The organism is Massilia cellulosiltytica, assembly GCF_047325105.1.
Classification (GTDB): domain Bacteria; phylum Pseudomonadota; class Gammaproteobacteria; order Burkholderiales; family Burkholderiaceae_D; genus Telluria; species Telluria orientalis.
The window spans coordinates 1,482,521-1,508,202 of record NZ_CP168562.1 but is presented as its reverse complement, the minus strand read 5'-3'; the positions used below and the strand labels follow the sequence as shown (position 1 = coordinate 1,508,202).

Here is a 25,682-nt window from a genome sequence, read left to right as displayed (position 1 = left end):
AGACTAGTGTGGTCCGGGATGGGGAGTCGCGGGCAGCAGGTCGGCGTGCGCGAAATCGGCGACTTCGCGCTCCTGCACGTCAGCGGGCGCCACGCCGGCGCCGCGGGTGGCCGCCTCGACGATCGCGTCGCGCAGCAGGTCGAGGCCCGCGCCGCTCCTGGCGCTGATGAAAACGCGGCTGATCTTACCATATTCATCACGCTCGATCCCCGGCTCGAGGCCGGCCGCATCGATCTTGTTCCAGACCAGGATCTGCGGGATGTGGTCGGCGCCGATTTCGCGCAGGACCTCGTTGACCTGCTCGATCTGCTCCATCCGCACGGGCGAAGCGCCGTCGACGACGTGCAGCAGCAGGTCGGCGTGGATGGTTTCTTCCAAGGTGGCGCGGAATGCGGCGACCAGCTGGTGCGGCAGTTCGCGCACGAAACCGACGGTATCGGACACGACCACGTTGCCGACGTCCGGACCGAGGTACAGACGGCGCGACGTCGTGTCGAGCGTTGCGAACAACTGGTTCGCGACGTACACCCCGGCCTTCGTCAGGGTGTTGAACAGGGTCGACTTGCCGGCGTTGGTATAGCCGACGAGCGACACGGAAAATGTCTGGTTGCGCCCGCGCGAACGGCGCTGGGTCTCGTGCTGCTTGCGCAGCTTGGTGAGACGGGTGCGCAGCATCTTGACGCGCTCGCCGATGAGGCGGCGGTCGGTCTCGAGCTGGGTTTCACCGGGACCGCGCAGGCCGATACCGCCCTTCTGGCGCTCCAGGTGGGTCCAGCCGCGGATCAGGCGCGTGGCCAGGTGCTGCAGCTGGGCCAGTTCGACCTGCAGCTTGCCCTCGTGGCTCTGCGCGCGCTGCGCGAAGATGTCGAGGATCAGGCTGGTACGGTCGACCACGCGTACATTGAGCCGCCGCTCCAGGTTACGCTGTTGGGCGGGCGACAGGGCGTGGTTGAAAATGACGATCTCGACCTTGTCGGCGAGAACGGCCTGCGCGATTTCGTCGGCCTTGCCGCTGCCGACGAAATACGCAGGATCGGGACTGTTGCGCTTTGCTGTGATCGTGCTGATCGGTTCGGCCCCGGCCGAGCGCGCCAGCAGGGCCAGTTCTTCCAGGCTGGCTTTGAAATCGCCAGCGTTGAAATCGATACCGACCAGGGCGGCGCGCATGGTGTTGCCGGAAACGTCAGCCATCGACCTCACTCGGCGTCTTGTTCGAGGTTGAGATTGACCGCACGGGCCGGAACGACGGTAGAGATCGCATGCTTGTACACCATCTGGGTGACGGTGTTACGCAGGAGGACGACGTACTGGTCGAAGGATTCGATGTGGCCCTGAAGCTTGATCCCGTTGACCAGGTAGATCGAGACGGGGACGTGCTCTTTGCGCAAGGCGTTGAGGAATGGGTCTTGTAACAGTTGCCCTTTGTTGCTCATGACAGCTCCGTGATGTTGTTGTCGTATAAAAATTGTGGCGGGATGCCGGATTTCAAGTGGCTGCGCCAACATTCTCAAGCTGTGAATGTTCGCCCAAGCTAACTGTAACCTGTTTTGCTCTTTTTTGTCGTACTGCTATGGTTAAAGCTGGCTTAAAAAGTGCCTTCGCACGCGTGAAAAACATTTAACACAAATGAATTTCACGCGTTACGGTTATTCCTTGGCGAACGGATTCTTGCCGCTCTTGAGTTCGATGCGCAGCGGCGTGCCGATGAGATCGAACGTATCGCGGAAATGCTTTTCCAGGTAACGCTTGTACGGTTCCGTGATGCCATCCAGCGCGTTGCCGTGGATGACGATGATGGGCGGGTTCTGGCCGCCCTGGTGCGCGTAGCGCAGCTTCGGACGCGTGCTGCCCTTGCGCTTCGGCTCCTGCTTCTCGATCGCTTCCTGCAGCGCGCGCGTCAGGCGCGGCGTGGACAGCTTCGCGGTCGCCGCGGCGTACGCCGTGTCGATCGCCTTCATCAGGTGGTTGATGCCGGTGCCCTTCAGCGCCGAGATGAATTTCGTCTCCGCGAAGTCGAGGAAGTTCAGCTTGCGGTCGATGTCGTTCTTGACCTGGTCGCGCACGTCGGACGTCAAACCATCCCACTTGTTGACGGCGACGACGAGCGCGCGGCCCGTCTCCAGGATGAAGCCGGCGATGTGCGCGTCCTGCTCGGAGATGTCCTGCTGCGCGTCCAGCATCAGCACGACGACGTTCGCTTCCGAGATCGACTGCAGGGTCTTCACGACCGAGAATTTTTCGATGGCCTCGAACACCTTGCCGCGGCGGCGGATGCCGGCCGTGTCGATCAGCGTGTAGTGCTTGCCGCCCTTTTCGAACGGGACCTCGATCGAATCGCGCGTGGTGCCCGGCATGTCGAACGCGATCACGCGCTGCTCGCCGACGAGGGTGTTGATCAGGGTGGACTTGCCCACGTTCGGACGGCCGACCAGCGCGATCTTGACGCCGTAGTCGGCGGGATCGAACTCCTCGGCTTCCTCCGGGCGCTGCTGGACGGCGACGTCGATGGCCTCGTTGACGAGGTCCAGCACGCCGTCGCCGTGGGCGGCGGAGATCACGTACGGGTCGCCCATGCCCAGCTCATAGAACTCGGCGGTGACGGACGTGTACTTCATGCCCTCGCTCTTGTTCACGACGAGCATGACCTTGCGGCCCGACTTGCGCAGGAAGTCCGTGATGGTCTTGTCGTGTGGCGTGAGACCCTGGCGGCCGTCGACGATGAACATGACGATGTCCGCCTCGGCGACGGCCTGGCGCGTCTGCAGCGCCATCTCGTGCATGATGCCTTCCTTGGCGACCGGCTCGAAACCGCCGGTATCGATGACCAGGAATGGACGTTCGCCCATGCGCCCTTCGCCATAGTGGCGGTCGCGCGTCAGGCCGGGCAAGTCCGCCACCAGCGCGTCGCGCGAGCGGGTCATGCGATTGAATAAGGTCGACTTTCCGACGTTGGGACGACCTACGAGTGCGATTACCGGCTTCATTGAATCTTATTCGACCGCGATGGCGGTCACGGTTCCATTTTGTGTTTGAAAAATCAGGTTCGAACCGACGACCAGCGGCGTGGATTCGATGGCGCTGCCGTCCGTGGCGGCGCGGGACAGGAACGAGCCGTCCTCGCGCGACAGGAAGTGCACGTAACCCTGGTAGTCGCCGACGGCGACGGCACGGCCGTACGACACCGGCGTGGACAGGCGGCGGTAGGCCAGCTTGTCGTTCTTCCACGCGCTCGTGCCGCTGTCGCGGTTGTACGCGTAGACGGCGCCCTTGTCGTCCGGGACGAATACGAAACGCTGGTCCGCGGCGACGCCGACTTCCGACGACAGGTCGCGGGTCCAGCGCGGGCTGCCCGTGGCCAGGTCGAAGCAGCCGACGCGGCCCTGGTACGACACGGCGCACACGTCGTTCTCGATGACGACCGGCGTGCCGCCCATGTCGGTGACGCGCTCCAGTTCCGTCGCGCCGCGGGCGACACCGACCTCGATCTCCCAGCGCGGCGCGCCGGTGGCGAGGATCAGCGACATCAGCTTGCCGCCCGGCTGGGCGACCAGCACGTCCTTGTCGTGGATGACCATGCCCGGCGCGAGGCGCAGCGTGAGCGCCGGTGCGGTGCGCTGCACGGTCCATTTCTTCTGGCCCGTCCTGGCGTCGTAGCCGACGATGCGGTTGTCGATGCTGCGCGCGACGACGATGCCCTGGCCCACGACCGGCGACGACAGGATCTCGGAAGACAGCTGGGCATCCCACAGCTTCTTGCCATCCATGTCGAACGCCAGCAGCATGCCCTTGGCGCCGCCCAGCACGATGACGCTGCCGTCCGTGCCGACGCCCGCCGTCAGGTCCATGCCGGCCTTGGTGCGCCAGATCTGGCGGCCGGTGGCCGCTTCCGCGCGCACGATGGTGCCGTCGGCCCCGGCCGCGACGATGGTGTTGTCGGCGATGGCGGGCGAGAACATATAGCTCTGCGACTTGCCGACTTCCAGCTTCCACGCCGTACGCACGGCCATCGAACCTTTCAGGTCGACCAGCGGCGTGGGCTGGTTGCCCTTCGGTTTGGACGCGAACGGATTGAGCGAGGAACAGCCCGCCATCAGGGCGAACATACCGACACCAACGAGCTTCCGGGTAATACGCATGTCTTATTTACCTTGTTCTTAAATACGTCGTTCCCGCGGAGGCGGGAACCCATGCTGATTTACCGAAGTCGCGACATGTGCGACGTATCGAATTCTGAAACTCAGTATGGATTCCCGCCTGCGCGGGAATGACGGAGTTGTTATTTTACGCTGCCGCTTTCTGCGCCGGTGCCGAACCGCCAATGGCATCCAGCTTGACCTGCACGACCTGGCGGCCCGGATGGTTCTTTTCCATCTTGTCGAGCGCGGCCTGGTAGGCCGTGCGGGCTTCCGCCAGCTTGTTCTGCGCGACGAGGATGTCGCCCTTGCGGTCCTGCACCTCGGCCGCGAACTGCGCCGGGAAGTCGCCGTTCAGCTGCGCCAGCGCCTGGTCGAACGCTTTCTCGTCCAGCAGCACGCCGGACAGGCGCAGCTTCGCGATGGCCTTGTACTCGTCGTCGCCATGGTCGACCGCCCATTGCAGCTGGGCCTTCGCCGTTTTGAGGTCGTTCGCATCGAACGCGGCCTTGGCGGCGGCCAGTGCGGCCATCGGGGCGTAGGCGGTCGAGCCGAACTTGTTCTCGATGTCGCCCGTGATGCGCTGGACCTTCGCGGCATCCTTCGCTTCGATCGCTTCGGTCAGGCCGTCATACAGGCCGGACGCTTCCGCGGCCTGCGAGCGCTGGTGCGAGCCCCAGAAATTGTAGGCGGCATAACCACCCAGCGCGAGGATCAGCACCCAGGTGATCAGGTTGCCAAAGCGGTCCCAGAAGGCCTTGAAATTGGCTATCTGTTCTTGTTCTTCGAGATCGTATGCCATGGACGTCAGTGTTTGTTATGGTTGGTCGGATTAGGGATGGTAGTGCACGTGGTCGTGATCGTGGTCGTGATCATGGCCGCCGACGATCTGGTCGACGATGAAGTCGACGGCCTCGTCGAACGGCACGCTTTGCTGCTGCTGGCCGCCCTCGCTGTCACGCAGCGATTTCACGGCGACGACGCCGTTGTTGACCTCGTCCTCGCCGATGATCACGGCGAACGCGGCGCCGGAACCGTCGGCCTTCTTCATCTGGCTCTTGAAGCTGCCCGCGCCGGCCGGGGTGGCGCAGTGCAGGACGACGTCCAGGCCCGCGTCGCGGATGCGCTCGCCGAGGATGAATGCCTTCGTCTGCGCGTCCTCGCCCTGGTGCACGAGGTAGACGTCGCACTGGGCCGGCGTGGCCGGTTCGCCCTGCTCTTTCATCAGCTCGATCAGGCGCTCGATGCCCATCGCGAAGCCGATGCCCGGCGTCGGCTTGCCGCCGAAGGTCTCGATCAGCGGATCGTAGCGGCCGCCCGCGCAGACGGTGCCCTGCGCGCCCAGCATGTCCGTGACCCACTCGAACACGGTGCGGTTGTAGTAATCGAGGCCGCGCACCAGACGCGGGTTGACGGTGTACTGGACGTTGTTCGCATCGAGGATCTTCTTCAGGCCCTCGAAGTGCGCGAGCGATTCGCCGCCCAGGTAGTCCAGCAGCTTCGGCGCGTTGTTGACGAGGTCCTGCATCGCCGGGTTCTTCGTGTCCAGGATGCGCAGCGGGTTCGCGTGCAGGCGGCGCTTCGCTTCCGCGTCGAGGACGTCGATGTTCGCTTCGAAGTAGGCGATCAGGTCGGCGCGGTGGCGCTGGCGCTCTTCCGCGTTGCCGATCGAGTTCAGTTCGAGGCGGATGTTGTCGAGGCCCAGGTCGTCCCACAGGCGGCGGCACAGCATGATCAGTTCCGCGTCGATGTCCGGGCCGGAGAAGCCGATGGCTTCCGCGCCGAACTGGAAGAACTGGCGGTAGCGGCCGCGCTGCGGACGCTCGTGGCGGAACATCGGGCCCTTGTACCACAGGCGCTTCGGGCCGTCGTACGCGAGATTGTGCTCGATGACGGCGCGCACGACGCCGGCCGTGCCTTCCGGACGCAGGGTCAACTGGTCGCCGTTCATCGAATCGGTGAAGGAATACATCTCCTTCTCGACGATGTCGGTGACGGCGCCGATGGCGCGCGCGAACAGGCCCGTTTCCTCGACGATCGGCGTGACGATCTTCTGGTAACCGTAGCTCTTCAGCACGGATTCCGCGGTGTTTTCGAACAGCTCCCACAGCGGCGCGTCGGCCGGCAGGATGTCGTTCATGCCTTTGATGGCGACGATTTTCTCTTTTTTCTCGGACATTCTGATTCCTCGCCGTCGTTCCCGCGGAGACGGGAACAGCCCAGTGGGCTGTTCCCCCCATACTGAGCATCTTCAGCCAGCTCAGCATGGGCCCCCGCCTGCGCGGGGGCGACGTTATATTGTTTCGGTTTGCTTACCGTAATTCTTCTCTACGTAATCCAGCACGATCGTCTTGAACTCATCCACGATCCGCTCGCCCCGCAGTGTAGCGACCTTTTGCCCATCCACAAAGACCGGAGCCGCCGGCGATTCGCCCGTCCCCGGCAGCGAGATGCCGATGTTCGCGTGCTTCGACTCGCCCGGACCGTTCACGATGCAGCCCATCACGGCCACGTTCATCGCTTCCACGCCCGGATAGGTCTTCTTCCATTCCGGCATCTGCTCGCGCAGGAAGGTCTGGATGTTGTCGGCCAGTTCCTGGAACACGGTCGACGTCGTGCGGCCGCAGCCGGGGCACGCGATGACCATCGGCGTGAATTTACGGAGGCCCATCGTCTGCAGGATTTCCTGGCCGACGACGACTTCCTTCGTGCGGTCGCCGCCCGGCTCCGGCGTCAGCGAGATGCGGATCGTGTCGCCGATGCCTTCCTGCAGCAGCACGGACAGCGCAGCCGTCGACGCGACGATACCCTTGCTGCCCATGCCCGCTTCCGTCAGGCCCAGGTGCAGCGCGTAGTCGCAGCGCTTGCCCAGTTCGCGGTAGACGGCGATCAGGTCCTGCACGCCCGACACCTTGCACGACAGGACGATCTGGTCGCGCCGCATGCCAAGCTCCTCGGCGCGCTGGGCGTTCTCGATCGCCGACGTGATCAGCGCTTCGTACATGACGGACTGCGCGCTCCACGGCTGGGCGCGGGCGGCGTTCTCGTCCATGATGCGCGCGAGCAGTGCCTGGTCCAGGCTGCCCCAGTTGACGCCGATGCGCACCGGCTTGTCGTAGCGGATCGCGGTTTCGATCATCTGGGCGAACTGGGTGTCGCGCTTGGCGCCCTGCCCCACGTTGCCCGGATTGATGCGGTATTTCGACAGCGCCTGCGCGCACTCGGGATAATCGCGCAGCAGCAGGTGGCCGTTGTAGTGGAAGTCGCCGACGAGGGGGACGTCGACGTCCATCCTGTCGAGCTGTTCGCGGATCGCCGGCACGGCAGCCGCCGCTTCCGGCGTGTTCACGGTGATGCGCACGATCTCGGAACCGGCACGCGCCAGTTCCTTGACCTGGATGGCGGTGCCGATCACGTCGGCCGTGTCCGTGTTCGTCATCGACTGCACGACGACCGGGGCGTCGCCGCCGACGATCACCTTGCGCGCGCCATGCTGCACGACCACGCCGCGGCTGGCGCGGCGCGGCAGCGGGCCGGAACCGATCGGGTCGTTGGCGTTGTTCGAGAAAGTCATCTGTGTATTCCGTTCTTACTGCAAATTCACACGGGACAGCGTCTTGCCGGGTACCGGCGGCAAAGCGACGGCCGTACCGCGCAGCGTGGCCGTGACGCCGCCCGGATTGCCGACGGTCACACGCACGGGCTGCTCGACATTGACGGTCTCCGTGCTGCCGGCCTTGACGAGGCGCGAGAACAGCGGCGCGCCGCCCTTCGCCGGACGCACTTCGATCCACGAATCCTCGCGCACGTTCAGCACGAGCGCGTTGGCGCCGGCGGCGGCCGGGGCAGCCGGCGCGGTCGCGGCCGGAACCGGCGTCGCGGGCGACGTGGCGCCCGGCGCGGCGGCCGGGGCCGTGGGAACAGTGGTCGGCGGCGCGCCGGTCGCGGTCGTACCCGGAACATTGACGACGGCACCCGGGGCAGCGGTCGTTGCCGGCGCCGATGCGGATGCGCTCGGACCCGGCACGGAAATCAGCGGCACGGCCGGATTCTGCAGGGCCTCGACGGAGCTGCCATTGACGGCCTCGGTCGAGGCACCGGTCACGGCCGGCGTGGCCGGCGTGGCCACGGTGGTACCCGTTTCGGCATGCTGGCCGCCCGGCACGAAGCCGAAGTGCCACGCCGCGGCAGCGGCAGCCACGACGACCACGACGGCGCCCGCGATCATCCCCAGCGGCAGGGACGAACGCTTGCCATGGCTCGGGAATTTCGATTGGGAGAACGAGGTCGGCGTCGGACGGCGGTTCGCCGTGACGGCGCTCGTATCGGGCGCGGGCTCGGTCTCCATGGCGATCTGGGCCACCAGCGGCGCCGGATCGACCTTCACCAGCTTGGCGTAGGCCCGCACGAAACCGCGGGTCACGGCCGGACTCGGCAGGGACGCGTAATCGCCCGCCTCCAGGGCGATGACCTGGCGCACCGCCAGTTTCAACTGGTCGGCCACCTGCTCGACCGACCACCCCATCGCCTCGCGCTGCCTGGCCAGGACCTGGCCGGGAACACCGTGCACAGGCGGTTGGTTGTCGGGCGTCGCCGGCTGATCTGCACGCTCGGAACTCATTGTCGTTGTCTCACTCATTAAATGCACCGCGCTCGAAGGCCGCGTACTCGGGCGAGCCGGGGAAGCGCTTGCGCAACTGCGCCGCCAGCGAAGCTTCCGTGGCCCGGTCGCCGAGCATGTGCTTGACCCGGATGGCCAGCCACAGCACGTCGGCCGACAGCGTATCGAGCTTCGCTGTCTCCGTCAGGCGGTTAACGAAAAACCCGGCGCGGGTGTAATCGCGCCGCTCGAAATACACCCGGGCCAGGCCGGCGCTCGTCGCCGCCAGGTCGGGATCGTAACGCAGGGCGTCGAGCAGATAGCGCTCGGCCGCGTCGACGTTCTTCATCTTCAGGCTGCAGTTACCTGCGTTCACCATGGCTTTGACCGGCGTCGCGTAATTTGGATTCTTCAGCGCGGCGTCAAAATAGCCCATGGCCTCGGCCGGCTTGGCGCCGGCGTCGCACAGGAACAGCCCGTAATTGTTCGACAGGTCCGGATTGCGCGGCGCCAGGCGCAGCGCGTGCCGGTAGTTCTCGTCGGCGAGACGGTTTTCGTTCATCGCCGTGTAGATCAGGGCGCGCACGCCGTACGCATCCGCATCGTCCGGGTCCGCGGCGATAGCCTGCTTCACCTCGTCCAGCGCGATCTCGTACTTGCGCTCCTGGTAATAGCCCACCGCCAGTTGCAGGCGGATCTGGGCGCGTTTTTCCGCGGCCGTCTGGTCGGACAGCGTCTTGAGCTCATGCGATTCGCCCGCCATGCCGCCATTGCCGGCGCATGCCGCCAGCAGCAACGGGAGGGCGAGCGCGCAGGCCAGGCGTCCGGACAGCCGCGGCATCAGGACGAGATCTCCACGATCTTGCCGAAGTTCGGGCCGAATTTCTGCTGGTATTCAGCCATCTTGCTCATGCGCTCGTTGACGCGCGTACGGTCCTTGACCTCGCCCGCCAGCTGGCCGCAGGCGGCGTCGATGTCGTCGCCGCGCGTCTTGCGGATCGTCGTGACGAGGCCGGCATCCATCAGCACCTGCGCGAACGCCTTGATACGCGGGTTCTTCGAACGCACGAGGCCGGATTCCGGGAACGGGTTGAACGGAATCAGGTTGAACTTGCACGACACGCCGACGACCGGATCGTTGACGAGGGCAACCAGTTCGCGCGCATGCTCGTCCGTGTCGTTGACGCCGTCCAGCATGCAGTATTCGAACGTGATGAAGTCGCGCGGCGCAAATTCCAGGTAGCGCTTGCACGCAGCCATCAACTCACGCAGCGGGTATTTCTTGTTCAGCGGCACGAGCATGTCGCGCAGCGGGTCGTTCGAACCGTGCAGCGAGACGGCCAGCGCCACCGGGCATTCCTGCGACAGCTTGTCCATGTTCGGCACGACGCCCGACGTCGACACGGTCACACGGCGGCGCGACAGGCCGTACGCGTTATCGTCCAGCATCAGTTTCAACGCGGTGACGGTCGGATCGAAGTTCAGCAACGGCTCGCCCATGCCCATCATGACGACGTTCGTGATCTGGCGCTCGCCCTTCGGGCCCGGCTCGATGCCCTTCGTGCGGCGCAGCTCGAACTCCGCCATCCACAGCTGGCCGATGATCTCGGACACGGAGAGGTTGCGGTTGAAGCCCTGCTTGCCCGTCGAGCAGAAGCGGCAATTGACGGCGCAGCCGGCCTGCGTGGAGATGCACAGCGTGCCGCGCGTCTCTTCCGGAATGAACACGGTTTCGACGGCGTTGCCGTTGCCCACGTCGACGAGCCACTTGCGGGTGCCGTCGCTCGACGTGTGGTCGCTGATGATCGCCGGCGCACGAACTTCGGCGCGCGTCTTGAGCTTTTCGCGCAGCGACTTCGCCAGGTCGGTCATGTCGTCGAAATCGGCGACGCCGAACTGGTGGATCCAGCGCTGCAACTGTTTCGCGCGGAACGGCTTCTCCCCCAACTCGGCGCAGTAAGCGACGAGCTGCGCGGGATCGAAGTCCAGCAAGTTGGTGAGAGTTGCCATGATTGAATCCTGTGCCTTCAAAATAAGTCCCGCCCGCCGGGCTCTTCGAGCATGGGCGAGCGGGATATTGCAATGTTAAACCGGCACCAGGCCGATCAACACAAAAAATTGCTACTAAGATTAACGCGAGTAGACGTTCAGTGCCGGGAAGTAGTAAGCGATCTCGACAGCTGCGGTCTCGGCAGCGTCCGAACCGTGCACGGCGTTGGCGTCGATCGAATCGGCGAAGTCGGCGCGGATGGTGCCCTTGTCGGCTTTCTTCGGATCGGTTGCGCCCATCAGTTCGCGGTTCTTGGCAATCGCGCCTTCGCCTTCCAGCACCTGGATCATGACCGGGCCCGAGATCATGAAGTCGACCAGGTCCTTGAAGAACGGACGCTCTTTGTGGACAGCATAGAAACCTTCGGCTTCGGCGCGCGACAGCTGGGCCATACGGGCAGCGACGATCTTCAGGCCTGCGCCTTCGAAACGGCTGTAGATTTGGCCGATCACGTTTTTAGCGACTGCGTCAGGTTTGATGATCGACAGGGTGCGTTCGATTGCCATTTAAAAACTCCAATAAAAAGAAAGGTTTAAATCGAGATTTGGGAACTCAATCAACCTTCTATTTTACCATACATCCTGGATGCCACCGATATTGCGTCGGGCCGACCGCGGATGATACAGTGACATCGGTTCGACCTGGTCCATACCAGGGTGTGCGCTGGCCCTTAGGCAAGACTTAAAACTTGCGCTTCCAGCACATTCACCCCTGTTGACGCCGGGTCCAGTCCCCATATGGGGAGCAAAGCGATTTCTTCCAACGGAGGCATTATGATTCCCAGCCTGCAGAAAACCTACGACGTCTCGGCCATCCAGGCCACGCGTCACCGCGTGCTGCGCAACACTTACTGGTTGCTGGCACTGTCCATGATCCCGACGGTGTTCGGCGCCTATATCGGCCTGCAAATGGCCCTGCCGATCTTTGCCAGCGGCATGGGCGTGATCCTGTTCCTCGCGATCGCGTTCGGCTTCATCTTCGCGATCGAGAAGACCAAGAACTCGGCGGCCGGCGTGCCGATCCTGCTCGCCTTCACGTTCTTCATGGGCTTGTGGCTGACGCCGCTGCTGCGCTTCACGCTCGGCTTTTCCAACGGCGGCACGCTGATCATGACCGCGTTCGCCGGCACCGCGGCCGTGTTCGCCACGATGGCGACGATCGCGACCGTGTCCAAGCGCGACTTCTCGGGCATGGGCAGCTGGCTGTTCGCCGGCGCCATCGTCGTGATCCTGGCTGGCCTGGCCAACATCTTCCTGCACCTGCCGGCGCTGATGCTGGTCGTGTCGGTGCTCGCGATGGTGATCTTCTCGGCCTTCATCCTGTTCGACGTGAACCGGATCGTGAACGGCGGCGAGACCAACTACATCAGCGCGACGCTGGCCATCTACCTGGACATCTACAACGTGTTCACGAGCATGCTGCAACTGCTGGGCATCGGCTTCGGCAACCGCGACTGACCCATCCGCTCGCATCGAAGAGCCGGCCTGCGGGCCGGCTTTTTTATTGCCCCAATTCGGGGTCAGAGCACATTTTTCTGAAAATTCGGGGTCAGAGCACATTTCTGATCAATGTCCTGGCTCACAACGAAACTGTCACGCCGAGCCACACCACCGCCATGCGACCGCCGCAATCCAACTGCAGCACGCAGAGGAAACTTGCCTCGAAGATTGTGCGCCAAAAAGTGCTCTGACCCCGAATTTGTTCCGAAATGTGCTCTGACCCCGAATTTAATTGAGCTTAGGGACCTTACTGAAAGTATGATTGTCAGAACCGAACGCCCCTGCGTACAATATCCGTTCGCTTTCGACTCCGTCCCCCATGTCCCGTAGCCTGGTCCACGTATTGCTGTCGCTGCTGCTGCTCGTTTCGCAGCAGTTGTCGCTCGCTCACGGCTATACCCACTGGGCCGAGGCCGACGACACGCTCGTCCAGCAAGTCGCCGCCGACACGGACGATGACGGCACGGGCAAGCTGCCCAAGCCCGGCCTGCACGACCTGTGCGGCCAGTGCGCGGCCAGCGCCCAGATCGCGTTTGCGCTGCCGACTTCGCTGCGCCAATTCGTTCCGGCCGAGCTGGCCTATGCCGTCCCCGCCGTTCCGGCCACGCCGGGCATCTGCCTGCTTACGGCCTGCCCGTTCCAGTCGCGCGCGCCACCTCAAGCCCGATAACGCTCCCGCTTTTCCCGTACCGCCCGGCGCGTCCCGGCGGCATGGGCCGTTATCCATTCGCTTGAGATTGTAGAAAACCATGAAAATCGAACGTACGCTGCTCGCCAGCGCGCTCCTGCTCGCCTTCCACCCGGCCGTTCGCGCCGATGACCAGGAAATCATCAACGACGGCAAGATCCAGCAAGTCGTCGTCACCGCCAGCCCGCTGCGCAACGGCGAAGGCGACCAGATCCTCACGCCGGCCAAAGTGCTCGCCGGCGACGAGTTGCGCGACAAGGTCGGCAGCTCGCTGGGCGAAACGCTGCAGAACGAACTGGGCGTGTCCGCCTCCGCGTTCGGCGCGGGCGCGTCGCGCCCCATCATCCGCGGCATGGAAGGTTCGCGCGTGAAAATGCTGGAAAACGGCATGGCGACGTCGGACGTGTCCGGCCTGTCGAACGACCACGCCGTCGCGTCCGAAGGCGCCATCGCGCGCCAGATCGAGATCCTGCGCGGCCCCGCCGCCCTGCTGTACGGCTCGGGCGCCATCGGCGGCCTCGTCAACGTCGTCAACGAACGCATCCCGACGGCGCTGGAACCGAAGTTGACGGGCCAGGTCGAGACCCGCCTCAGCACCGTCGACAACGGCAAGGACATGTCCGGCACGCTGGACGGCTCCATCGGCAAGATCGGCCTGCACCTGGACGGCAACGCGCGCAACACGGACGACTACCAGATCCCCGACCTGCGCGTGGTGAACGACCCCACGTCGCGCATGAACCGCCTGCCGAATTCCGACACGAAGGAGCGCAACATCGGCATCGGCGGTTCGTACATCGACGACTGGGGCTATGCGGGCCTGTCGGCCTCGCACCTGACGAATTTCTATGGCATCCCGACCGACGAGGGATCGCACATCGACCAGCGCCAGAACCGCTACGACTTCGACAGCGTCGTCAAGAACCCGCTCGCCGGCCTCGAAAGCGCGCGCGTGAAGGCCGGCTATACGGACTACCACCACGCCGAGCTGGACGACGGCGTGCCGGCCACGCTGTTCTCCAATAAATCGTTCGAATCGCGCGTCGAGCTAACGCACAAGCCGATCACGAGCCTGGGCCTGCACGGCACGTTCGGCGTGCAGACGGAAAACACGCATTTCTCGGCGCTGAGCGCGGCAGGCGGGCCGGACACCGTGCCCGTGACGCATTCGACGACGCAGGCCGCCTTCCTCGTCGAGGAATGGAGCCAGGGTCCGCTGCGCTGGAACGCGGGTCTGCGCTATGAAAACGTCGACCGCAAGCCGGTCTCCAACCGTGAGCGTACCTTCGACCTGGGCTCCGGCTCGATCGGCGCGCTGTGGCCGTTCACGAAGGGGTATTCGGCCGGCGCGACGGTGTCGTACGCGCAGCGCGCGCCCGCGACGGAGGAACTGTATTCGGGCGGCCCGCACGACGCCACGCTCACGTTCGACGTGGGCGATCCGAACCTGCAAAAGGAAGTCTCGCGCAACATCGAGCTGTCGCTGCAAAAGACGAGTGGCCTGCTGCGCTGGCGCGTGAACGCGTACCGCAACAACGTCAACAACTTCATCTACGGCCACATCATGGACGCGTCGTTCGACGAGGACGGCAACCCGGGCGGCGAGTTCCGCCAGCGCCTGTTCCAGCAGGCCAAGGCGCACGTCCAGGGCGCGGAAGCGGAGATGACGTGGAACCAGATCGGCATGGGCTGGAACGGCCGCGTGTTCGCGGACACCTCGCGCGGCTACCTCGACGACGCCGGCAACCTGCCGCTGCAGCCGGCCGACCGCGTGGGCGCCGCGATCGGCTACCGCCAGCCGCACTGGCGCGCCGGCCTCGACTGGACACACGCCCGCGGCCAGGACCGCCTCGCGGCGTTCGAGACGTCCACGACGCCGTCGTACAACCAGGTGAACGCCAATGTCTCGTACACGCAGAGGCTCGAGCACCTGGACCTGACGTACTTCGTGACGGCGAAGAACCTGCTCAACGAGGACATCCGCCTGGCCACGTCGCTGCTGAAGGATATTGCCCCGCTGCCGGGACGGAATGTCGTGTTCGGCGTAAGAGCAAAGTTCTGACATGACGCCGTCATTCCTGCGCACGCGGGAATGACGGCTGGTGCCGTATTGACGTCCCGTGCGCCACGCGTGCGGGACGTCCGTTATAGTCTTGCCATCAAACCCAATCCCCTCGGCATCAGCAGTACGTTTGCCGCCGCAAATGGTCCTTCGGAGACATTTTATTCTCCAGGTATCAACGGAGTTTCTCGCGCGGAAAATGTATTTTTTTGCATAGCCGTTCCAGCTTATGCATTTGCGCATAAAATGACCGCTTTCGGACTCGGAAGCGATCGGCATGGAAGCGGCAACGCGCGACTTTCATCTCCTCGGCAGCACCGGCGCCGTCCGCGCCGGTTACCACGTCCATGACTGGTCGGCGTCCCCCCTTGGCCCGCCGGACCGCTGGAGTCCCGCATTGCGCAATGCGGTCAGCCTGATCCTCGAATCCGAATTCCCCATGTACCTCGCCTGGGGCCCGCACCTGGCGCTGCTGTACAACGCCGCCTTCACTCCCCTCCTCGACGGCACCCATCCTGCTTCGCTCGGCCGCCCGCTGGCGCAGGTCTGGCCCGACCGCTGGCCCGGCCTGAAGCCGCTGGTCGAACGCGCCCTCGCGGGCCACGCCACGTACGGCGAGGACGTGCCGAGCCCGATCGACCGCAACGGCAAGCCGTACAACGCCTGGTTCACGCTGGCCTATTCTCCGGTGCGCGACGATGCCGGCACCGTGCGCGGCATGCTGTGCGTGACGAGCGAGACGACCCAGCGCGTGCAGCTGGAACGGCGCCACGCCGTGCAGCTGCAGGTGGTCGACAGCCTGCGTCGCCTGCACCACCCATCCGACATCATCGAAGGGTCGTGCACCTTGCTCGGCAAGCACCTGGAACTCGAGCGCGCCTGCTATGTTGAAACGGACGAGGAAGACGGCAGCTTCGAAGTGATGCACGACTGGGCCCGCGACGCGGGCGCGCCGCTCATCGGCCGGCGCGCCCGCCTGGACGACTTCGGCCCGCAGGCGCTGGCGCTGCTGCGCACGGGTTCGCCGCTGGCCGTGCGCGACGCGACCGCCGACCCGAGGCTCCCCGCGCGCGGCGAGCGCTACGCGGCCGCGGGCGCGCGCGCGATCCTCGTCGTGCCCAAGGTCAGGCGCGGCCAGCTCGTGGCGGCCCTCGTCGGCTATTCCACCCAGACCCGCGACTGGGACGAGGAAGCCCAGCGCCTCGCCACCGACATCGCCGAGCGCAGCTGGGAAGCGCTGGACCGCGTGCGCGCCGAACAGGCCTTGCGCGACGCCGTCGCGCGCCAGACGACGCTGCTCGACATGAACGAATTCCGGCTCGAAGTGTCGGACCTGCTGCGCCGCCTGAACGACCCGGCGCAGATCTTCGTCCAGACCGGCGCCATGCTGGGCCGCTTCCTGCAGGCCAGCCGCGTGCTGTACGGCGACTACGACGCCGACAAGCAGCTCGTCACCTTCCACTCGAACTACACGGACGGCATCGTCGCCGAACTGAACGGCACCTTCCCCGCCGCGCTGTTCGGCGTGGCGAATTTCAGCACGCTGAGCCTGGGCACGTGGGTGTCGAGCGACCTGCAGCGCGACCCGCGCACGAGCGGCCCCGACGTGTGGCCGAACTATGCGGCGCTGCAAATCCGCTCCGCCGTCGTCGTGCCCTTGAACCGCAATGGCGCGCTGACGAGCTGTCTGTTCATCAACGATAACCTGCCGCGCGTGTGGAGCGCCGACATCGTGCGCCTGATCGAGGACGTCGCCGAGCGCGCGTGGAGCGCCGTCGAGCGCGTGCGCGCGGAAGACGCGCTGCGCCTCGCCGACCGCCGCAAGGACGAATTCCTCGCGATGTTGGCGCACGAGCTGCGCAACCCGCTGGCGCCGATCTCGGCCGCCGCGCAGCTGCTGAACCTGGGCCCGCCGGACAATGTCCGCGTGGAGCGCACGAGCGCCATCATCGCGCGCCAGGTGGCGCACATGACGGGCCTGATCGACGACCTGCTCGACGTCTCGCGCGTCACGCGCGGGCTCGTCGTGCTGACGCGCGAGGAGGTCGACCTGCGCCGCGTGATCGGCGACGCGGTGGAGCAGGTGCGCCCGCTGATCGAGGCGCGCCGCCACCAGCTGGCGCTGCATTTGTCGACGGAACCGGCCATCGTCGAAGGCGATCCGAAGCGCCTCGTGCAGGTGCTCGCGAACCTCCTGAACAACGCGGCGAAGTACACGCACGAAGGCGGCCGGTTGTCGATCTGGATGGGCATCACGCCCGAGCAGGTGCTCGTGACCGTATCGGACAACGGCATCGGCATCTCCGCCGAGCTGCTGCCGACCGTGTTCGACCTGTTCTCGCAGGCCGAGCGCACGCCGGACCGCTCGCAGGGCGGCCTCGGGCTCGGCCTCGCGTTGGTGAAGAGTCTCGTGGAACTGCACGGCGGGATGGTGACGGCGGCCAGCGAAGGCCGCAACCTGGGCTGCGAATTCACGATCCGCCTGCCGCGGCTGCACAGCGCCGCCGCACCCGCCGGCGGCACGGCCGCGGCCGGTCCCGCGGCACCGGGCGCGGCGCGCGGGCTGTCGCTGATGCTGGTGGATGACAACGTCGACGCCGCCATGACCCTGGGCCTGCTGCTGGAATCGGGCGGCCACCACGTGGCGGTGATGCACCACCCGGGCGAGGCGCTGGAACGGGCCGCGCAAGCGCATTACGACGCCTTCCTGCTCGACATCGGCCTGCCCGGCATGAACGGCTACGAACTGGCGCGCCGGCTGCGCAAGGTGCCCGGCTGCAGCGAGGCGACGCTCGTCGCCATCACGGGGTATGGCCAGCAGTCCGACCAGGCCAGCGCGGCGTATGCCGGCTTCGACAGTTATTTCGTCAAGCCGGTCGATCCGGCCGGCCTGTTCGCGTTACTGGACCGCGTCGCCGCCCGTTGACGCGTTGTCGGCGACGTCCGGCGCCGCGAATTCGCGCGGCTGGAAGTTCTCGAGCCGCTCGAACACACCGATCGATTCCACGTGCGACGTGTGCGGGAACATGTTCGCCACGCCTGCCTTCTTGAGCACGTAACCGGCGCGGTGCGTCAGGATGCCGGCATCGCGCGCCAGGGTCGACGGGCTGCACGACACGTACACGATCCGCTGCGGCAGCAGGTCCGGATTCGTCAGGCGCAGTTCGGCCAGCGCGATCGCCAGCGCGCCGGCGCCGGCGCGCGGCGGGTCGACCAGCATGCGGTCGAATTTACCCAGCGCGATCAGGTCGTCCTTCGTCACCTCGAACAGGTTGCGCGTGTAGAACGTCGTCTTGTCGGCCAGGCCGTTGGCCCTGGCGTTTTCCAGCGCGCGCGTCGTCAGCGCCGTGCTGCCTTCGATGCCGACGACTTCGCGCGCCTGCGTCGCCAGCGGCAGCGTGAAGTTGCCGAGGCCGCAGAACAGGTCGGCCACGCGGTCGCCCGGCTGCACGTCGAGCAGGGTCAGCGCCTTGTGCACGAGCAGGCGGTTGATCTGGTGGTTGACCTGCGTGAAGTCGGTCGGCTTGAACGGCATCCTGATGCCGAATTCCGGCAGCGTGTAGTACAGTTCCTTACCGAGTGGATAGTACGGCGCGGCGGTGTCCGGGCCTTTCGGCTGCAGCCACCATTGGATGTTCCATTGGTCGGCGAACGCTTTCACGAGCGTCTCGTCGGCGGGGCTCAACGGCGCCATGATGCGCAGCACGAGCACGGTCGTCTCTTCGCCGACGGCGATCTCGATCTGCGGCATCTGCTGGTAGATCGACAGCGCGCCCACCAGTTCGCGCAGCGGCACGAGCATGGCGGACAGGTGGTCCGGCAGGATCTCGCAGCTCGTCATGTCGGCCACGTACGACGAATGGCGCTCGTGGAAGCCGACCAGCACCTTGCCCTTCTTGGCCACCCAGCGCACCGACAGGCGCGCGCGGTAGCGGTAGTCCCACGTGGGGCCATACATCGGGCGCATGATGTTCTCGGCCTTCGTCTTCCCGATGTGCCACAGGTTGTCTTCCAGGACGCGCTGCTTCATCGCGACCTGGGCCGATGGCTCCAGGTGCTGCATCGAGCAACCGCCGCAATGCCAGAAGTGCGGGCATTTCGGTTCGACGCGCATGCTCGACGCCTTCTGCAGCGTGACCATGCGGCCCGATTCCCAGTTCTTCTTCTTGCGCAGGGTCTCGAAGCTGACGCGCTCGCCCGGCAGCGCGCCTTCGACGAAGATCACTTTACCTTGCGTGCCGTCCTCGTTCTCCAGGTGGCCGACGCCGCGCGCGTCCATGTCGAGGGATTTGATGTTGATGAAGGTTTCTTGCATGGGATAGAAGAAAGCAGAATCGGAGAAGACGGCGACTGAAATACCGCACAACCAAACACGTCGTCCCCGCGGAGGCGGGGACCCAAGTTCGGCGCGCAGCCGAATCAAGCGTTAGTACTGCTCAAGGGAATTGGGTTCCCGCCTTCGCGGGAACGACGGTATACATACGCCGCGTGTACCAGGAAAATCCGGCCATATCGGCCAGCCGGGCATCATAGCAAGGAATCGCGGACGACGCCACGGGCGGCCATCGCCCGTTTCAGTTTGACGAGGGCTTCCTGCTGGATCTGGCGCACGCGTTCGCGCGTCACGCCCATCTCCTCGGCCAGCGTTTCCAGCGTGGCCGGATCGTCGTTGTCGAGGCCGAAGCGGCGCATTACGACGAGGCGCTGCTTGTCCGGCAGCTTCTGCAGCCAGTCGCGCACGAGCACCGTCATTTCGTGCTGCTCCGCGTGGGCGTCCGGGCTGACGTCGCCCTCGTCCGGCAGCATGTCCATCAGGCTGCTCTGCGGATCGTTGTCGAGCGGGGCGTCGAGCGACGTCGCGTGTTCGGACAGCGCAAGGATGTCCTGCACTTCTTCCACGGGCCGGCCGACGAGGCTGGCGATGTCTTCCGCGCTCGCTTCCTTGCCGTCGTGGTGCTGGGCCTCCAGGTGGTATTTCGCGCGCAGCACCTGGTTCAGCTCGCGCACCATGTGCACGGGCAGGCGCACGGTGCGGGCCTGGTTCATGATCGCGCGCTCGATGCTCTGGCGGATCCACCACGTCGCGTACGTGGAAAAGCGGAAGCCGCGCTCCGGCTCGAACTTGTCGATCGCGCGCATCAGGCCGATGTTGCCTTCCTCGATGAGGTCGAGCAGCACGACGCCGCGGTTGATGTAGTGCTTGGCGATGGAGACGACGAGCCGCAGGTTATGCTCGATCATCTTCTGGCGCGCATTGAAGTCACCCGCCTTGGCGAGGGTCGCGTAATGCACTTCCTGTTCGGCCGTGAGCAGGGGCTTGGCGCCGATGCGGTTCAGGTAGTGCTGGGTGGTGTCCGTCGAGAGCTCGGCCTGCAGCACGCTTTTCAGCTCGTCGACGGTGTCGACGACGGCCGTCGCCGCGCCTTCCGGCAGCAGCTCGGCGCGGTCGACGCCGTCCGCCCCGAACTCGCCGTCGTCCAGCGGTTCATCCGGATTCTCTTCCGGCGTGTCGTTGTCCAACGGGTCGGGGGGCAAGGTCATCGGCTCTCTCTAGCGACTGGGCAGGAACTTGGCCGGGTCGACCGGCTTGCCCTGCTGGCGTATCTCGAAATGCAGTTTGACGGTGTCGGCATCGGAATCGCCCATCTCCGCGATCGCCTGGCCCTTGGTCACGTTCTGACCTTCCTTCACCAGGATGGTGCGGTTGTGCGCATATGCCGACAGCAGGCTGTTGCTGTGCTTAACAATCACGAGATTACCATATCCGCGGATGCCGCTGCCGGCATACATCACCTTCCCGGAACCCGCGGCCATCACCTGCTGGCCCATCTTGCCGGCGATGTCGATGCCCTTGTTCTTGCCTTCGTCGAAGGTGGCGATGATCTTGCCGTCGGACGGCCACATCCAGCTCAGTTTCTCGTCGTCGTTCGCGGTGACGGTGGTGCCCGGGGTCACGCCCGCCGAGATCACTTTCTCCGCCTTCGGATTGTCTTCTTTCGCGGCCAGGTTCGATTCGCTGTACGGCTTCTTGGCGCCGTTCGGTTCCGTCTTCTTCGGCACGGCCGGCGCCTTCTCGGCACCCGGCATCGCGATCGGCGAGGTCACGACGCCGTTGCCGTTGCCGTTACGTTCGGACGGCGCCACTTTCAGCAGCTGGCCGACCTTGATGTCGTCCGGATCGGCCAAGTTGTTCCAGGCGACGAGGTCGCGGTAGTTCTGGCCGTGGTCGAGGGCGATGCGCAGCAGGGTGTCGCCACGCCGCACGGTATAGGTACCGCGCGCGTCGGGCTTCGACTCCTCGGCGGCCGGCGCCGGCGCCGGCTGCGGGCGGGGGCGGAAGCTGGATGCGGTCGGGGCCGGACGGTCGATCACGGGGGCTACGCGGGTCTCGGTGCTGCAGGCGGACAGGATGCCGAGACTGAGGGTCAACAGGGCTAAGCGGGGCGTAAGTTTCATTCTCTCTATAATTCTTTTACAACAACTGGCATTCAAGCGATGCCTGGCCGCAGCGGGACAAAATGACAGGCTTCCAGCGTTTCGCTGGTCCATTCCGCCTTGCCGGTACGGGTAATGCGCTGCAGGTGCTGGACCTGAGCACCGACGGGCGCCACCAGGCGGGCGCCAATGGCCATCTGCTCGAGCAATGCACGCGGCACCTCGAGACCGGCCGCCGCCAGGATGATGCCGTCGAACGGGGCCACCTGCGGGAGCCCTAGCATACCATCTCCGTACTGCAAGCGCAGATTGGCGATACGCAACGGGCGCAGATTGGCCTTCGCCAGCTCATGTAACGGCTTGATGCGCTCGATGGAATACACCTCCTGCGCCACGCACGACAGCACCGCGGCCTGGTAGCCGCAACCCGTGCCGATCTCGAGCACGCGGCGCAGCGGCTGCTTACTGTCCTTGAGCAACTCGATCATGCGCGCGACGATGTACGGCTGCGAAATCGTCTGGTTGTGGCCGATCGGCAGCGAGATGTCGACATACGCCTGGGCCAGCATGCCCGGCTCGACGAACATATGGCGCGGCACGATTTCCAGCGCCGCCAGCACCTGCGGATCCTTGACGCCCTGGCGGGCGGCCCGGGCCGCCATCGCGCGGCGCGGCGCTTCCGTGGCCGCCAGGTCGGACCGCACGACGGTCTGCTGCGGCTGGGCCGGTTTAGTCGTGCCCGGCACGCCGGCCGGCGCGCCGCCGCGCGGCTGTGCCTGGCTGTTCTCGCGCGCGTTCTGGGTCGCCGTCTGCGGGGTGGCGACCGGCGCCGGCGCAGCGGGCTTTCGGGTGCCGCCGCCCGTCACGGACGAGAGCGGCAGAGGAAACTGGCTGCGCTTCTCGCTCATCCCAGCCCTCGCCGCAGCTGGTCCAGCTGGTCGCGGTGCGTGAGGTCGACCTGCAGCGGCGTCACCGACACGCAGCCCTGGCTCGTCGCGTGGAAATCGGTGCCCTCGCCCGCGTCGCGGCAGGCGCCCGGCGCCCCGATCCAGAAGATCTCGCGCCCGCGCGGATCCTGGCCGCGGATGACGGGCTCGGCCTGGTGACGCCGGCCCAGGCGGGTCGGCACGAGCGGTCCCATCTGCTCGTACGGCAAGTTCGGAATATTTACGTTCAGCAAAAACGGCGCGTCCAGCATCTCGAAGCGGCGCAGCACGATGTCGCGCGCCACCCGCGCGGCCGACTCCACCTCCGCCCAGCCGCCATGCACCTGGGAAAAAGCGATGGCCGGGATCCCGAACAGATAGGCTTCCGTCGCCGCCGCCACCGTGCCGGAGTACAGCGTGTCGTCGCCCATGTTCTGGCCATTGTTGATGCCGGCGACGACCAGGTCCGGGCGTACGTCGAGCATCCCCGTCAACGCGATGTGCACGCAGTCGGTGGGGGTGCCGTTGACGAAATAAAACCCATTGGCAGCCTTCGACACCGACAGCGGACGGTCCAGCGACAACGAGTTCGACGCGCCCGAGCGATTGCTGTCGGGCGCGACGACCACGATGTCGGCGACTGTCGCGAGCGCATCGGCCAGGGCGTTGATGCCGGGGGCGAGATAGCCGTCGTCGTTACTGATAAGGATACGCATCCCGCGATTTTACCTGAAGCAACGGCGAGATCGACCAATCGGACGCCACATTTATTGCCCCCCCGGACGTGCCTCCGCACGTCCCGCCACGGCGTCAGCCCGCCACCAGCGGACGCCCTTCCGCCGCCTGGATCAGGGCGCCTTCGAGGGACGAGACCTCGTCCAGGGTGAAGGCCAGCAGCGCGTCCTTGTCGCCTTCCTGCAGGTAGACCTGCTTGATCATCGCAGCGCCGCGCCGTCGTAGCGGATGCGCCACACTCGGCCGCAGGATCGTCGAGCGCAGGCTGTCCGCCAGCGCCCGCGCCTCGCGGGGGCTGCGGCTGTCGATCAGTTCCTGTAGGCGCGACAGCTTGTCGTCCAGCGCATCCGGCGACGGTTCGCCGGCGCGGCGCGGCGCGCCGTGGCCGCGCTTGCCCTCTTCCATCGCATGCAGGCCCTGCTCCAGCGCGATCACGTGCTGCTCGATGCGGCGTGCGGCTTCCAGTTCGCTTTGTTGCCCTAAATACAATTGCGCCAGCCGGGCCAGTTCGCGCACGAGGCTCGGGGCCTGCGGATCGGCGGCCCGTTCGCGCAGCGATTCGACGGCCTGCACGAGCCGCACCTCGGGCAACGGGCGCCATGGAAAATGGCCGGGTGCCAGCCATTCGAGCAGCGCTTCGACGGCGCGCTGCGGCCCCAGCCGGTCGTGCTCGCCGGCCTGGGCCCGGCCGCCGGCCGGTGCCATGCCGCTGACGGCCGCCTGGGGCAGCTGCACTTCGTCGAGGTAGCTGTCGAGCACGACGCTGGACAGGCCATAGCACTCGGCCAGCATCCGTTCCAGCCGGACCTGGTAGCCGGACGGACTCCGTGGCGCGTCGCCGAAGCGCCAGCGCAACCGCCCTTCGCCCGTGCCGTCGACCGGACAAGGCAGCGGATAGACGAGCAGCGGCCGCTGTTCGTCCTCATGGCTGCAGCGGTAATCGAGCGCGCGCGCGACGACGCCCTGCAGGCCGTCCAGGCTGCGCGCGTCGGGCGTAAACACGCCGACGATCTTGTCCGGCAACAGCGCCGTGCAGACGCTGGCCGCCGCCGAGCGGCCGCTGCGGCAATCGATCAGCACGTGGGCGAAGCGCCGCGCCACCTGCGCCGCGAATGTGCGAAACAGCGCGGGGCACGCGCAGAACAGCGCGTCCCAGTCGAGCCGGTCGACGCGCTCGCCATAGCTGTCGTCGAAGCGGCCGGCGCGCATCAGGTACAGCGGACGGCTGTCGTCGACGCGGACGATGTAGTCGTCCCAGTCCAGCGTGTCGAGCACGCGCCCGGCCAGCGCCTCGGCGTCGTCGTTCGACGTATTGCCGTGCAATTGTTCGCGGCAACTCTCGAACAGTTCAAGCAGGCCGCTGGCGTGCCGCCCATCGTCCGTGCGGGGAAAATAGTGATGCAGGCCGGGGGCTTCCAGGTCCCAGTCGATCATCAGCACCGGTGTCTTCGCATGCGCGCGCCCGGCAAGCAGCCAGGCGGCATGGGCCAGCGCAAGGCTGCGCACGGGTGCGCTGTCGTAGGAGTAGAACGTCGTCACCTCGCCGGCCTGACCGGCCGGTACTGCGGTGATGCGGTTGGTTTCCATAAGGCTCCTCATTTTTTTGGGAAGGTTGGATCCGGTAACTCACGCCATGCGGGTGGGACAGCGGGAAGGACGAATTGGTTGCAGTCATGCGCCGGCGGCATGGTTTTTTTCTGGTGTTGGTAATGCGTGACGATGCGCCGGACCATCTTGTCGATGTCCGGCAAGAAATCAGGGTTGGACTTCAGGTCGGCCGTGGCCATCGTGAAGCGCGAGAAGTCGACGTAGAACGTGGATTCGCTGATCTGCGGCGGCAGGCTGACGGGGTGCTGCGTCATGATCACGGGGATGATCAGCTGGCTGGGCAGCGTGTACCACGTGCTGCGCTCGGCTTCGATCAGGCGCATCGCGGCGTACTCGCGCCGCGTGTAGGGATGGGCTTCGTATTTGGGCGTGTAGATCAGCACCATGCATGCGCTTTCGCACAGCGCGCGGGCGATCTTGCGGTCGAGGTCGTCACCGCCGCCGAGTTGTTCGGTGTCGATGAAGAGTTCGTCTTCGTTGTCGAAATACGGTTCGAGGTAGCAGCGCAGTGCATCGGCCAGCGTGGCCTTGAAGCGCTGCATCAGCTCATGCCGCCCATGGGCATAGCTGAAAAAGCAGCCATAACGTATCGCCATTGCTCCCCCTTGAAGTCTGCCACCGGCCGGGCCTGTGTGACTCTAAACAAGTCACCCATCCTGCATGTTGTGGGAGCACAAGCGAAAGCGGAGCCGCTGCGCGGCGTAGCGCGAGGCGAGCCCAAAGGTAACGTAAAACGAAGCGAAGCGGGCAGGCACGCAGCGGCCAACGAAGCCGGGGGTCAGAGCCCGAATTTGCTTTGTTGGGGCTCTGACCCCGAATCTCCGACTCCGCGGCAGATTCGTAAGCCGGGGGTCAGGGCCCGAATTTGCTTTGTTGGGGCCCTGACCCCGAATCTCCAACTCCGCGGCAGATTCGTAAGCCGGGGGTCAGAGCCCGAATTTGCTTT

The 25,682-nt window shown here is 65.5% G+C and carries 22 protein-coding genes; 4 read left to right on the top strand and 18 right to left on the bottom strand.

Going from position 1 to position 25,682, the window contains the following annotated elements:
- Nucleotides 1–3 precede the first annotated feature (3 nt).
- The 11 genes from hflX to ndk all read right to left on the bottom strand — a co-directional run bounded on the left by hflX (nt 4) and on the right by ndk (nt 11,289).
- Complete coding sequence (gene hflX, locus ACEN9H_RS06645) at nt 4–1,167, bottom strand: GTPase HflX (protein WP_082577657.1); 1,164 nt, start codon at nt 1,165–1,167, stop codon at nt 4–6.
- A 29-nt stretch (nt 1,168–1,196) separates the two neighbouring features.
- Complete coding sequence (hfq, locus tag ACEN9H_RS06640; RefSeq protein ID WP_036168820.1) at nt 1,197–1,433, bottom strand: RNA chaperone Hfq; 237 nt, start codon at nt 1,431–1,433, stop codon at nt 1,197–1,199.
- Nucleotides 1,434–1,646: 213 nt separating this feature from the next.
- Nucleotides 1,647–2,984, bottom strand: a complete 1,338-nt coding sequence (gene der, locus ACEN9H_RS06635) for a ribosome biogenesis GTPase Der (protein WP_056132266.1) — start codon at nt 2,982–2,984, stop codon at nt 1,647–1,649.
- 6 nt (nt 2,985–2,990) lie between these two features.
- Entirely contained in the window at nt 2,991–4,136 is a 1,146-nt protein-coding gene (gene bamB / locus ACEN9H_RS06630; RefSeq protein ID WP_413674181.1) for an outer membrane protein assembly factor BamB, read from the bottom strand.
- A gap of 145 nt (nt 4,137–4,281) precedes the next feature.
- Nucleotides 4,282–4,935 (bottom strand): YfgM family protein, encoded by a 654-nt coding sequence (locus ACEN9H_RS06625; protein ID WP_413674180.1) that lies wholly within the window; start codon nt 4,933–4,935, stop codon nt 4,282–4,284.
- A 30-nt stretch (nt 4,936–4,965) separates the two neighbouring features.
- Nucleotides 4,966–6,312, bottom strand: coding sequence for a histidine--tRNA ligase (gene hisS / locus ACEN9H_RS06620; RefSeq protein WP_413674179.1), 1,347 nt, complete (start codon nt 6,310–6,312; stop codon nt 4,966–4,968).
- A gap of 114 nt (nt 6,313–6,426) precedes the next feature.
- Complete coding sequence (gene ispG, locus ACEN9H_RS06615) at nt 6,427–7,707, bottom strand: flavodoxin-dependent (E)-4-hydroxy-3-methylbut-2-enyl-diphosphate synthase (RefSeq protein WP_413674178.1); 1,281 nt, start codon at nt 7,705–7,707, stop codon at nt 6,427–6,429.
- A gap of 15 nt (nt 7,708–7,722) precedes the next feature.
- Nucleotides 7,723–8,754, bottom strand: coding sequence for a helix-turn-helix domain-containing protein (locus ACEN9H_RS06610; protein ID WP_413674177.1), 1,032 nt, complete (start codon nt 8,752–8,754; stop codon nt 7,723–7,725).
- A 10-nt stretch (nt 8,755–8,764) separates the two neighbouring features.
- The gene (gene pilW / locus ACEN9H_RS06605) at nt 8,765–9,574 is read right to left on the bottom strand and encodes a type IV pilus biogenesis/stability protein PilW (RefSeq protein ID WP_413674176.1); all 810 of its coding nucleotides are present in this window, start codon (nt 9,572–9,574) and stop codon (nt 8,765–8,767) included.
- Nucleotides 9,574–10,746 (bottom strand): 23S rRNA (adenine(2503)-C(2))-methyltransferase RlmN, encoded by a 1,173-nt coding sequence (gene rlmN / locus ACEN9H_RS06600; protein ID WP_156404002.1) that lies wholly within the window; start codon nt 10,744–10,746, stop codon nt 9,574–9,576. Before rlmN ends, pilW begins: the two co-directional genes overlap by 1 nt.
- A 117-nt stretch (nt 10,747–10,863) precedes the next feature.
- A complete protein-coding gene (ndk, locus tag ACEN9H_RS06595) occupies nt 10,864–11,289 on the bottom strand; it encodes a nucleoside-diphosphate kinase (RefSeq protein WP_047824070.1) in 426 nt (141 codons plus the stop codon).
- Between the two features lie 267 nt (nt 11,290–11,556).
- Here ndk and ACEN9H_RS06590 point away from each other — a divergent pair, with 267 nt between their 5' ends.
- The 4 genes from ACEN9H_RS06590 to ACEN9H_RS06575 all read left to right on the top strand — a co-directional run bounded on the left by ACEN9H_RS06590 (nt 11,557) and on the right by ACEN9H_RS06575 (nt 17,958).
- Nucleotides 11,557–12,240: a Bax inhibitor-1/YccA family protein gene (locus tag ACEN9H_RS06590; protein WP_056132240.1), complete on the top strand. Its 684-nt coding sequence runs from the start codon at nt 11,557–11,559 to the stop codon at nt 12,238–12,240.
- Between the two features lie 361 nt (nt 12,241–12,601).
- Nucleotides 12,602–12,952, top strand: a complete 351-nt coding sequence (locus ACEN9H_RS06585) for a hypothetical protein (protein WP_371768014.1) — start codon at nt 12,602–12,604, stop codon at nt 12,950–12,952.
- A 79-nt stretch (nt 12,953–13,031) separates the two neighbouring features.
- A complete protein-coding gene (locus ACEN9H_RS06580) occupies nt 13,032–15,032 on the top strand; it encodes a TonB-dependent receptor (RefSeq protein WP_056132234.1) in 2,001 nt (666 codons plus the stop codon).
- Nucleotides 15,033–15,309: 277 nt separating this feature from the next.
- A complete protein-coding gene (locus ACEN9H_RS06575; RefSeq protein ID WP_413674175.1) occupies nt 15,310–17,958 on the top strand; it encodes an ATP-binding protein in 2,649 nt (882 codons plus the stop codon).
- Here ACEN9H_RS06575 and rlmD read toward each other — a convergent pair.
- From rlmD to ACEN9H_RS06540, 7 genes are all read right to left on the bottom strand, one after another.
- Nucleotides 17,932–19,347 (bottom strand): 23S rRNA (uracil(1939)-C(5))-methyltransferase RlmD, encoded by a 1,416-nt coding sequence (gene rlmD / locus ACEN9H_RS06570; protein ID WP_413674174.1) that lies wholly within the window; start codon nt 19,345–19,347, stop codon nt 17,932–17,934. The two genes, ACEN9H_RS06575 and rlmD, sit on opposite strands and share 27 nt — an antisense overlap.
- A gap of 212 nt (nt 19,348–19,559) precedes the next feature.
- Nucleotides 19,560–20,573 (bottom strand): RNA polymerase sigma factor RpoS, encoded by a 1,014-nt coding sequence (rpoS, locus tag ACEN9H_RS06565; RefSeq protein ID WP_056132226.1) that lies wholly within the window; start codon nt 20,571–20,573, stop codon nt 19,560–19,562.
- Nucleotides 20,574–20,582: 9 nt separating this feature from the next.
- Nucleotides 20,583–21,488, bottom strand: coding sequence for a peptidoglycan DD-metalloendopeptidase family protein (locus tag ACEN9H_RS06560; RefSeq protein WP_371768010.1), 906 nt, complete (start codon nt 21,486–21,488; stop codon nt 20,583–20,585).
- A gap of 32 nt (nt 21,489–21,520) precedes the next feature.
- Entirely contained in the window at nt 21,521–22,375 is an 855-nt protein-coding gene (locus ACEN9H_RS06555; protein WP_056132221.1) for a protein-L-isoaspartate(D-aspartate) O-methyltransferase, read from the bottom strand.
- The gene (surE, locus tag ACEN9H_RS06550) at nt 22,372–23,109 is read right to left on the bottom strand and encodes a 5'/3'-nucleotidase SurE (protein WP_413674173.1); all 738 of its coding nucleotides are present in this window, start codon (nt 23,107–23,109) and stop codon (nt 22,372–22,374) included. Before surE ends, ACEN9H_RS06555 begins: the two co-directional genes overlap by 4 nt.
- A gap of 94 nt (nt 23,110–23,203) precedes the next feature.
- The gene (locus tag ACEN9H_RS06545; protein ID WP_413674172.1) at nt 23,204–24,715 is read right to left on the bottom strand and encodes a hypothetical protein; all 1,512 of its coding nucleotides are present in this window, start codon (nt 24,713–24,715) and stop codon (nt 23,204–23,206) included.
- Between the two features lie 8 nt (nt 24,716–24,723).
- A complete protein-coding gene (locus ACEN9H_RS06540; protein ID WP_413674171.1) occupies nt 24,724–25,332 on the bottom strand; it encodes a toll/interleukin-1 receptor domain-containing protein in 609 nt (202 codons plus the stop codon).
- Nucleotides 25,333–25,682 lie beyond the last annotated feature (350 nt).

What these genes read in the sequence shown, in the direction of transcription:
- ispG (WP_413674178.1), bottom strand. Translation starts at nt 7,707, where the DNA reads ATGACTTTCTCGAACAACGCCAACGACCCGATCGGTTCCGGCCCGCTG.
- der (WP_056132266.1), bottom strand. Translation starts at nt 2,984, where the DNA reads ATGAAGCCGGTAATCGCACTCGTAGGTCGTCCCAACGTCGGAAAGTCG.
- hflX (WP_082577657.1), bottom strand. Translation starts at nt 1,167, where the DNA reads ATGCGCGCCGCCCTGGTCGGTATCGATTTCAACGCTGGCGATTTCAAA.
- rpoS (WP_056132226.1), bottom strand. Translation starts at nt 20,573, where the DNA reads ATGACCTTGCCCCCCGACCCGTTGGACAACGACACGCCGGAAGAGAAT.
- ACEN9H_RS06610 (WP_413674177.1), bottom strand. Translation starts at nt 8,754, where the DNA reads ATGAGTTCCGAGCGTGCAGATCAGCCGGCGACGCCCGACAACCAACCG.
- hfq (WP_036168820.1), bottom strand. Translation starts at nt 1,433, where the DNA reads ATGAGCAACAAAGGGCAACTGTTACAAGACCCATTCCTCAACGCCTTG.
- ACEN9H_RS06580 (WP_056132234.1), top strand. Translation starts at nt 13,032, where the DNA reads ATGAAAATCGAACGTACGCTGCTCGCCAGCGCGCTCCTGCTCGCCTTC.
- bamB (WP_413674181.1), bottom strand. Translation starts at nt 4,136, where the DNA reads ATGCGTATTACCCGGAAGCTCGTTGGTGTCGGTATGTTCGCCCTGATG.
- ACEN9H_RS06590 (WP_056132240.1), top strand. Translation starts at nt 11,557, where the DNA reads ATGATTCCCAGCCTGCAGAAAACCTACGACGTCTCGGCCATCCAGGCC.
- pilW (WP_413674176.1), bottom strand. Translation starts at nt 9,574, where the DNA reads ATGCCGCGGCTGTCCGGACGCCTGGCCTGCGCGCTCGCCCTCCCGTTG.
- rlmD (WP_413674174.1), bottom strand. Translation starts at nt 19,347, where the DNA reads ATGCAAGAAACCTTCATCAACATCAAATCCCTCGACATGGACGCGCGC.
- ACEN9H_RS06545 (WP_413674172.1), bottom strand. Translation starts at nt 24,715, where the DNA reads ATGGAAACCAACCGCATCACCGCAGTACCGGCCGGTCAGGCCGGCGAG.
- ndk (WP_047824070.1), bottom strand. Translation starts at nt 11,289, where the DNA reads ATGGCAATCGAACGCACCCTGTCGATCATCAAACCTGACGCAGTCGCT.
- hisS (WP_413674179.1), bottom strand. Translation starts at nt 6,312, where the DNA reads ATGTCCGAGAAAAAAGAGAAAATCGTCGCCATCAAAGGCATGAACGAC.
- ACEN9H_RS06575 (WP_413674175.1), top strand. Translation starts at nt 15,310, where the DNA reads ATGGAAGCGGCAACGCGCGACTTTCATCTCCTCGGCAGCACCGGCGCC.
- ACEN9H_RS06555 (WP_056132221.1), bottom strand. Translation starts at nt 22,375, where the DNA reads ATGAGCGAGAAGCGCAGCCAGTTTCCTCTGCCGCTCTCGTCCGTGACG.
- ACEN9H_RS06560 (WP_371768010.1), bottom strand. Translation starts at nt 21,488, where the DNA reads ATGAAACTTACGCCCCGCTTAGCCCTGTTGACCCTCAGTCTCGGCATC.
- ACEN9H_RS06585 (WP_371768014.1), top strand. Translation starts at nt 12,602, where the DNA reads ATGTCCCGTAGCCTGGTCCACGTATTGCTGTCGCTGCTGCTGCTCGTT.
- ACEN9H_RS06625 (WP_413674180.1), bottom strand. Translation starts at nt 4,935, where the DNA reads ATGGCATACGATCTCGAAGAACAAGAACAGATAGCCAATTTCAAGGCC.
- surE (WP_413674173.1), bottom strand. Translation starts at nt 23,109, where the DNA reads ATGCGTATCCTTATCAGTAACGACGACGGCTATCTCGCCCCCGGCATC.
- ACEN9H_RS06540 (WP_413674171.1), bottom strand. Translation starts at nt 25,332, where the DNA reads ATGGCGATACGTTATGGCTGCTTTTTCAGCTATGCCCATGGGCGGCAT.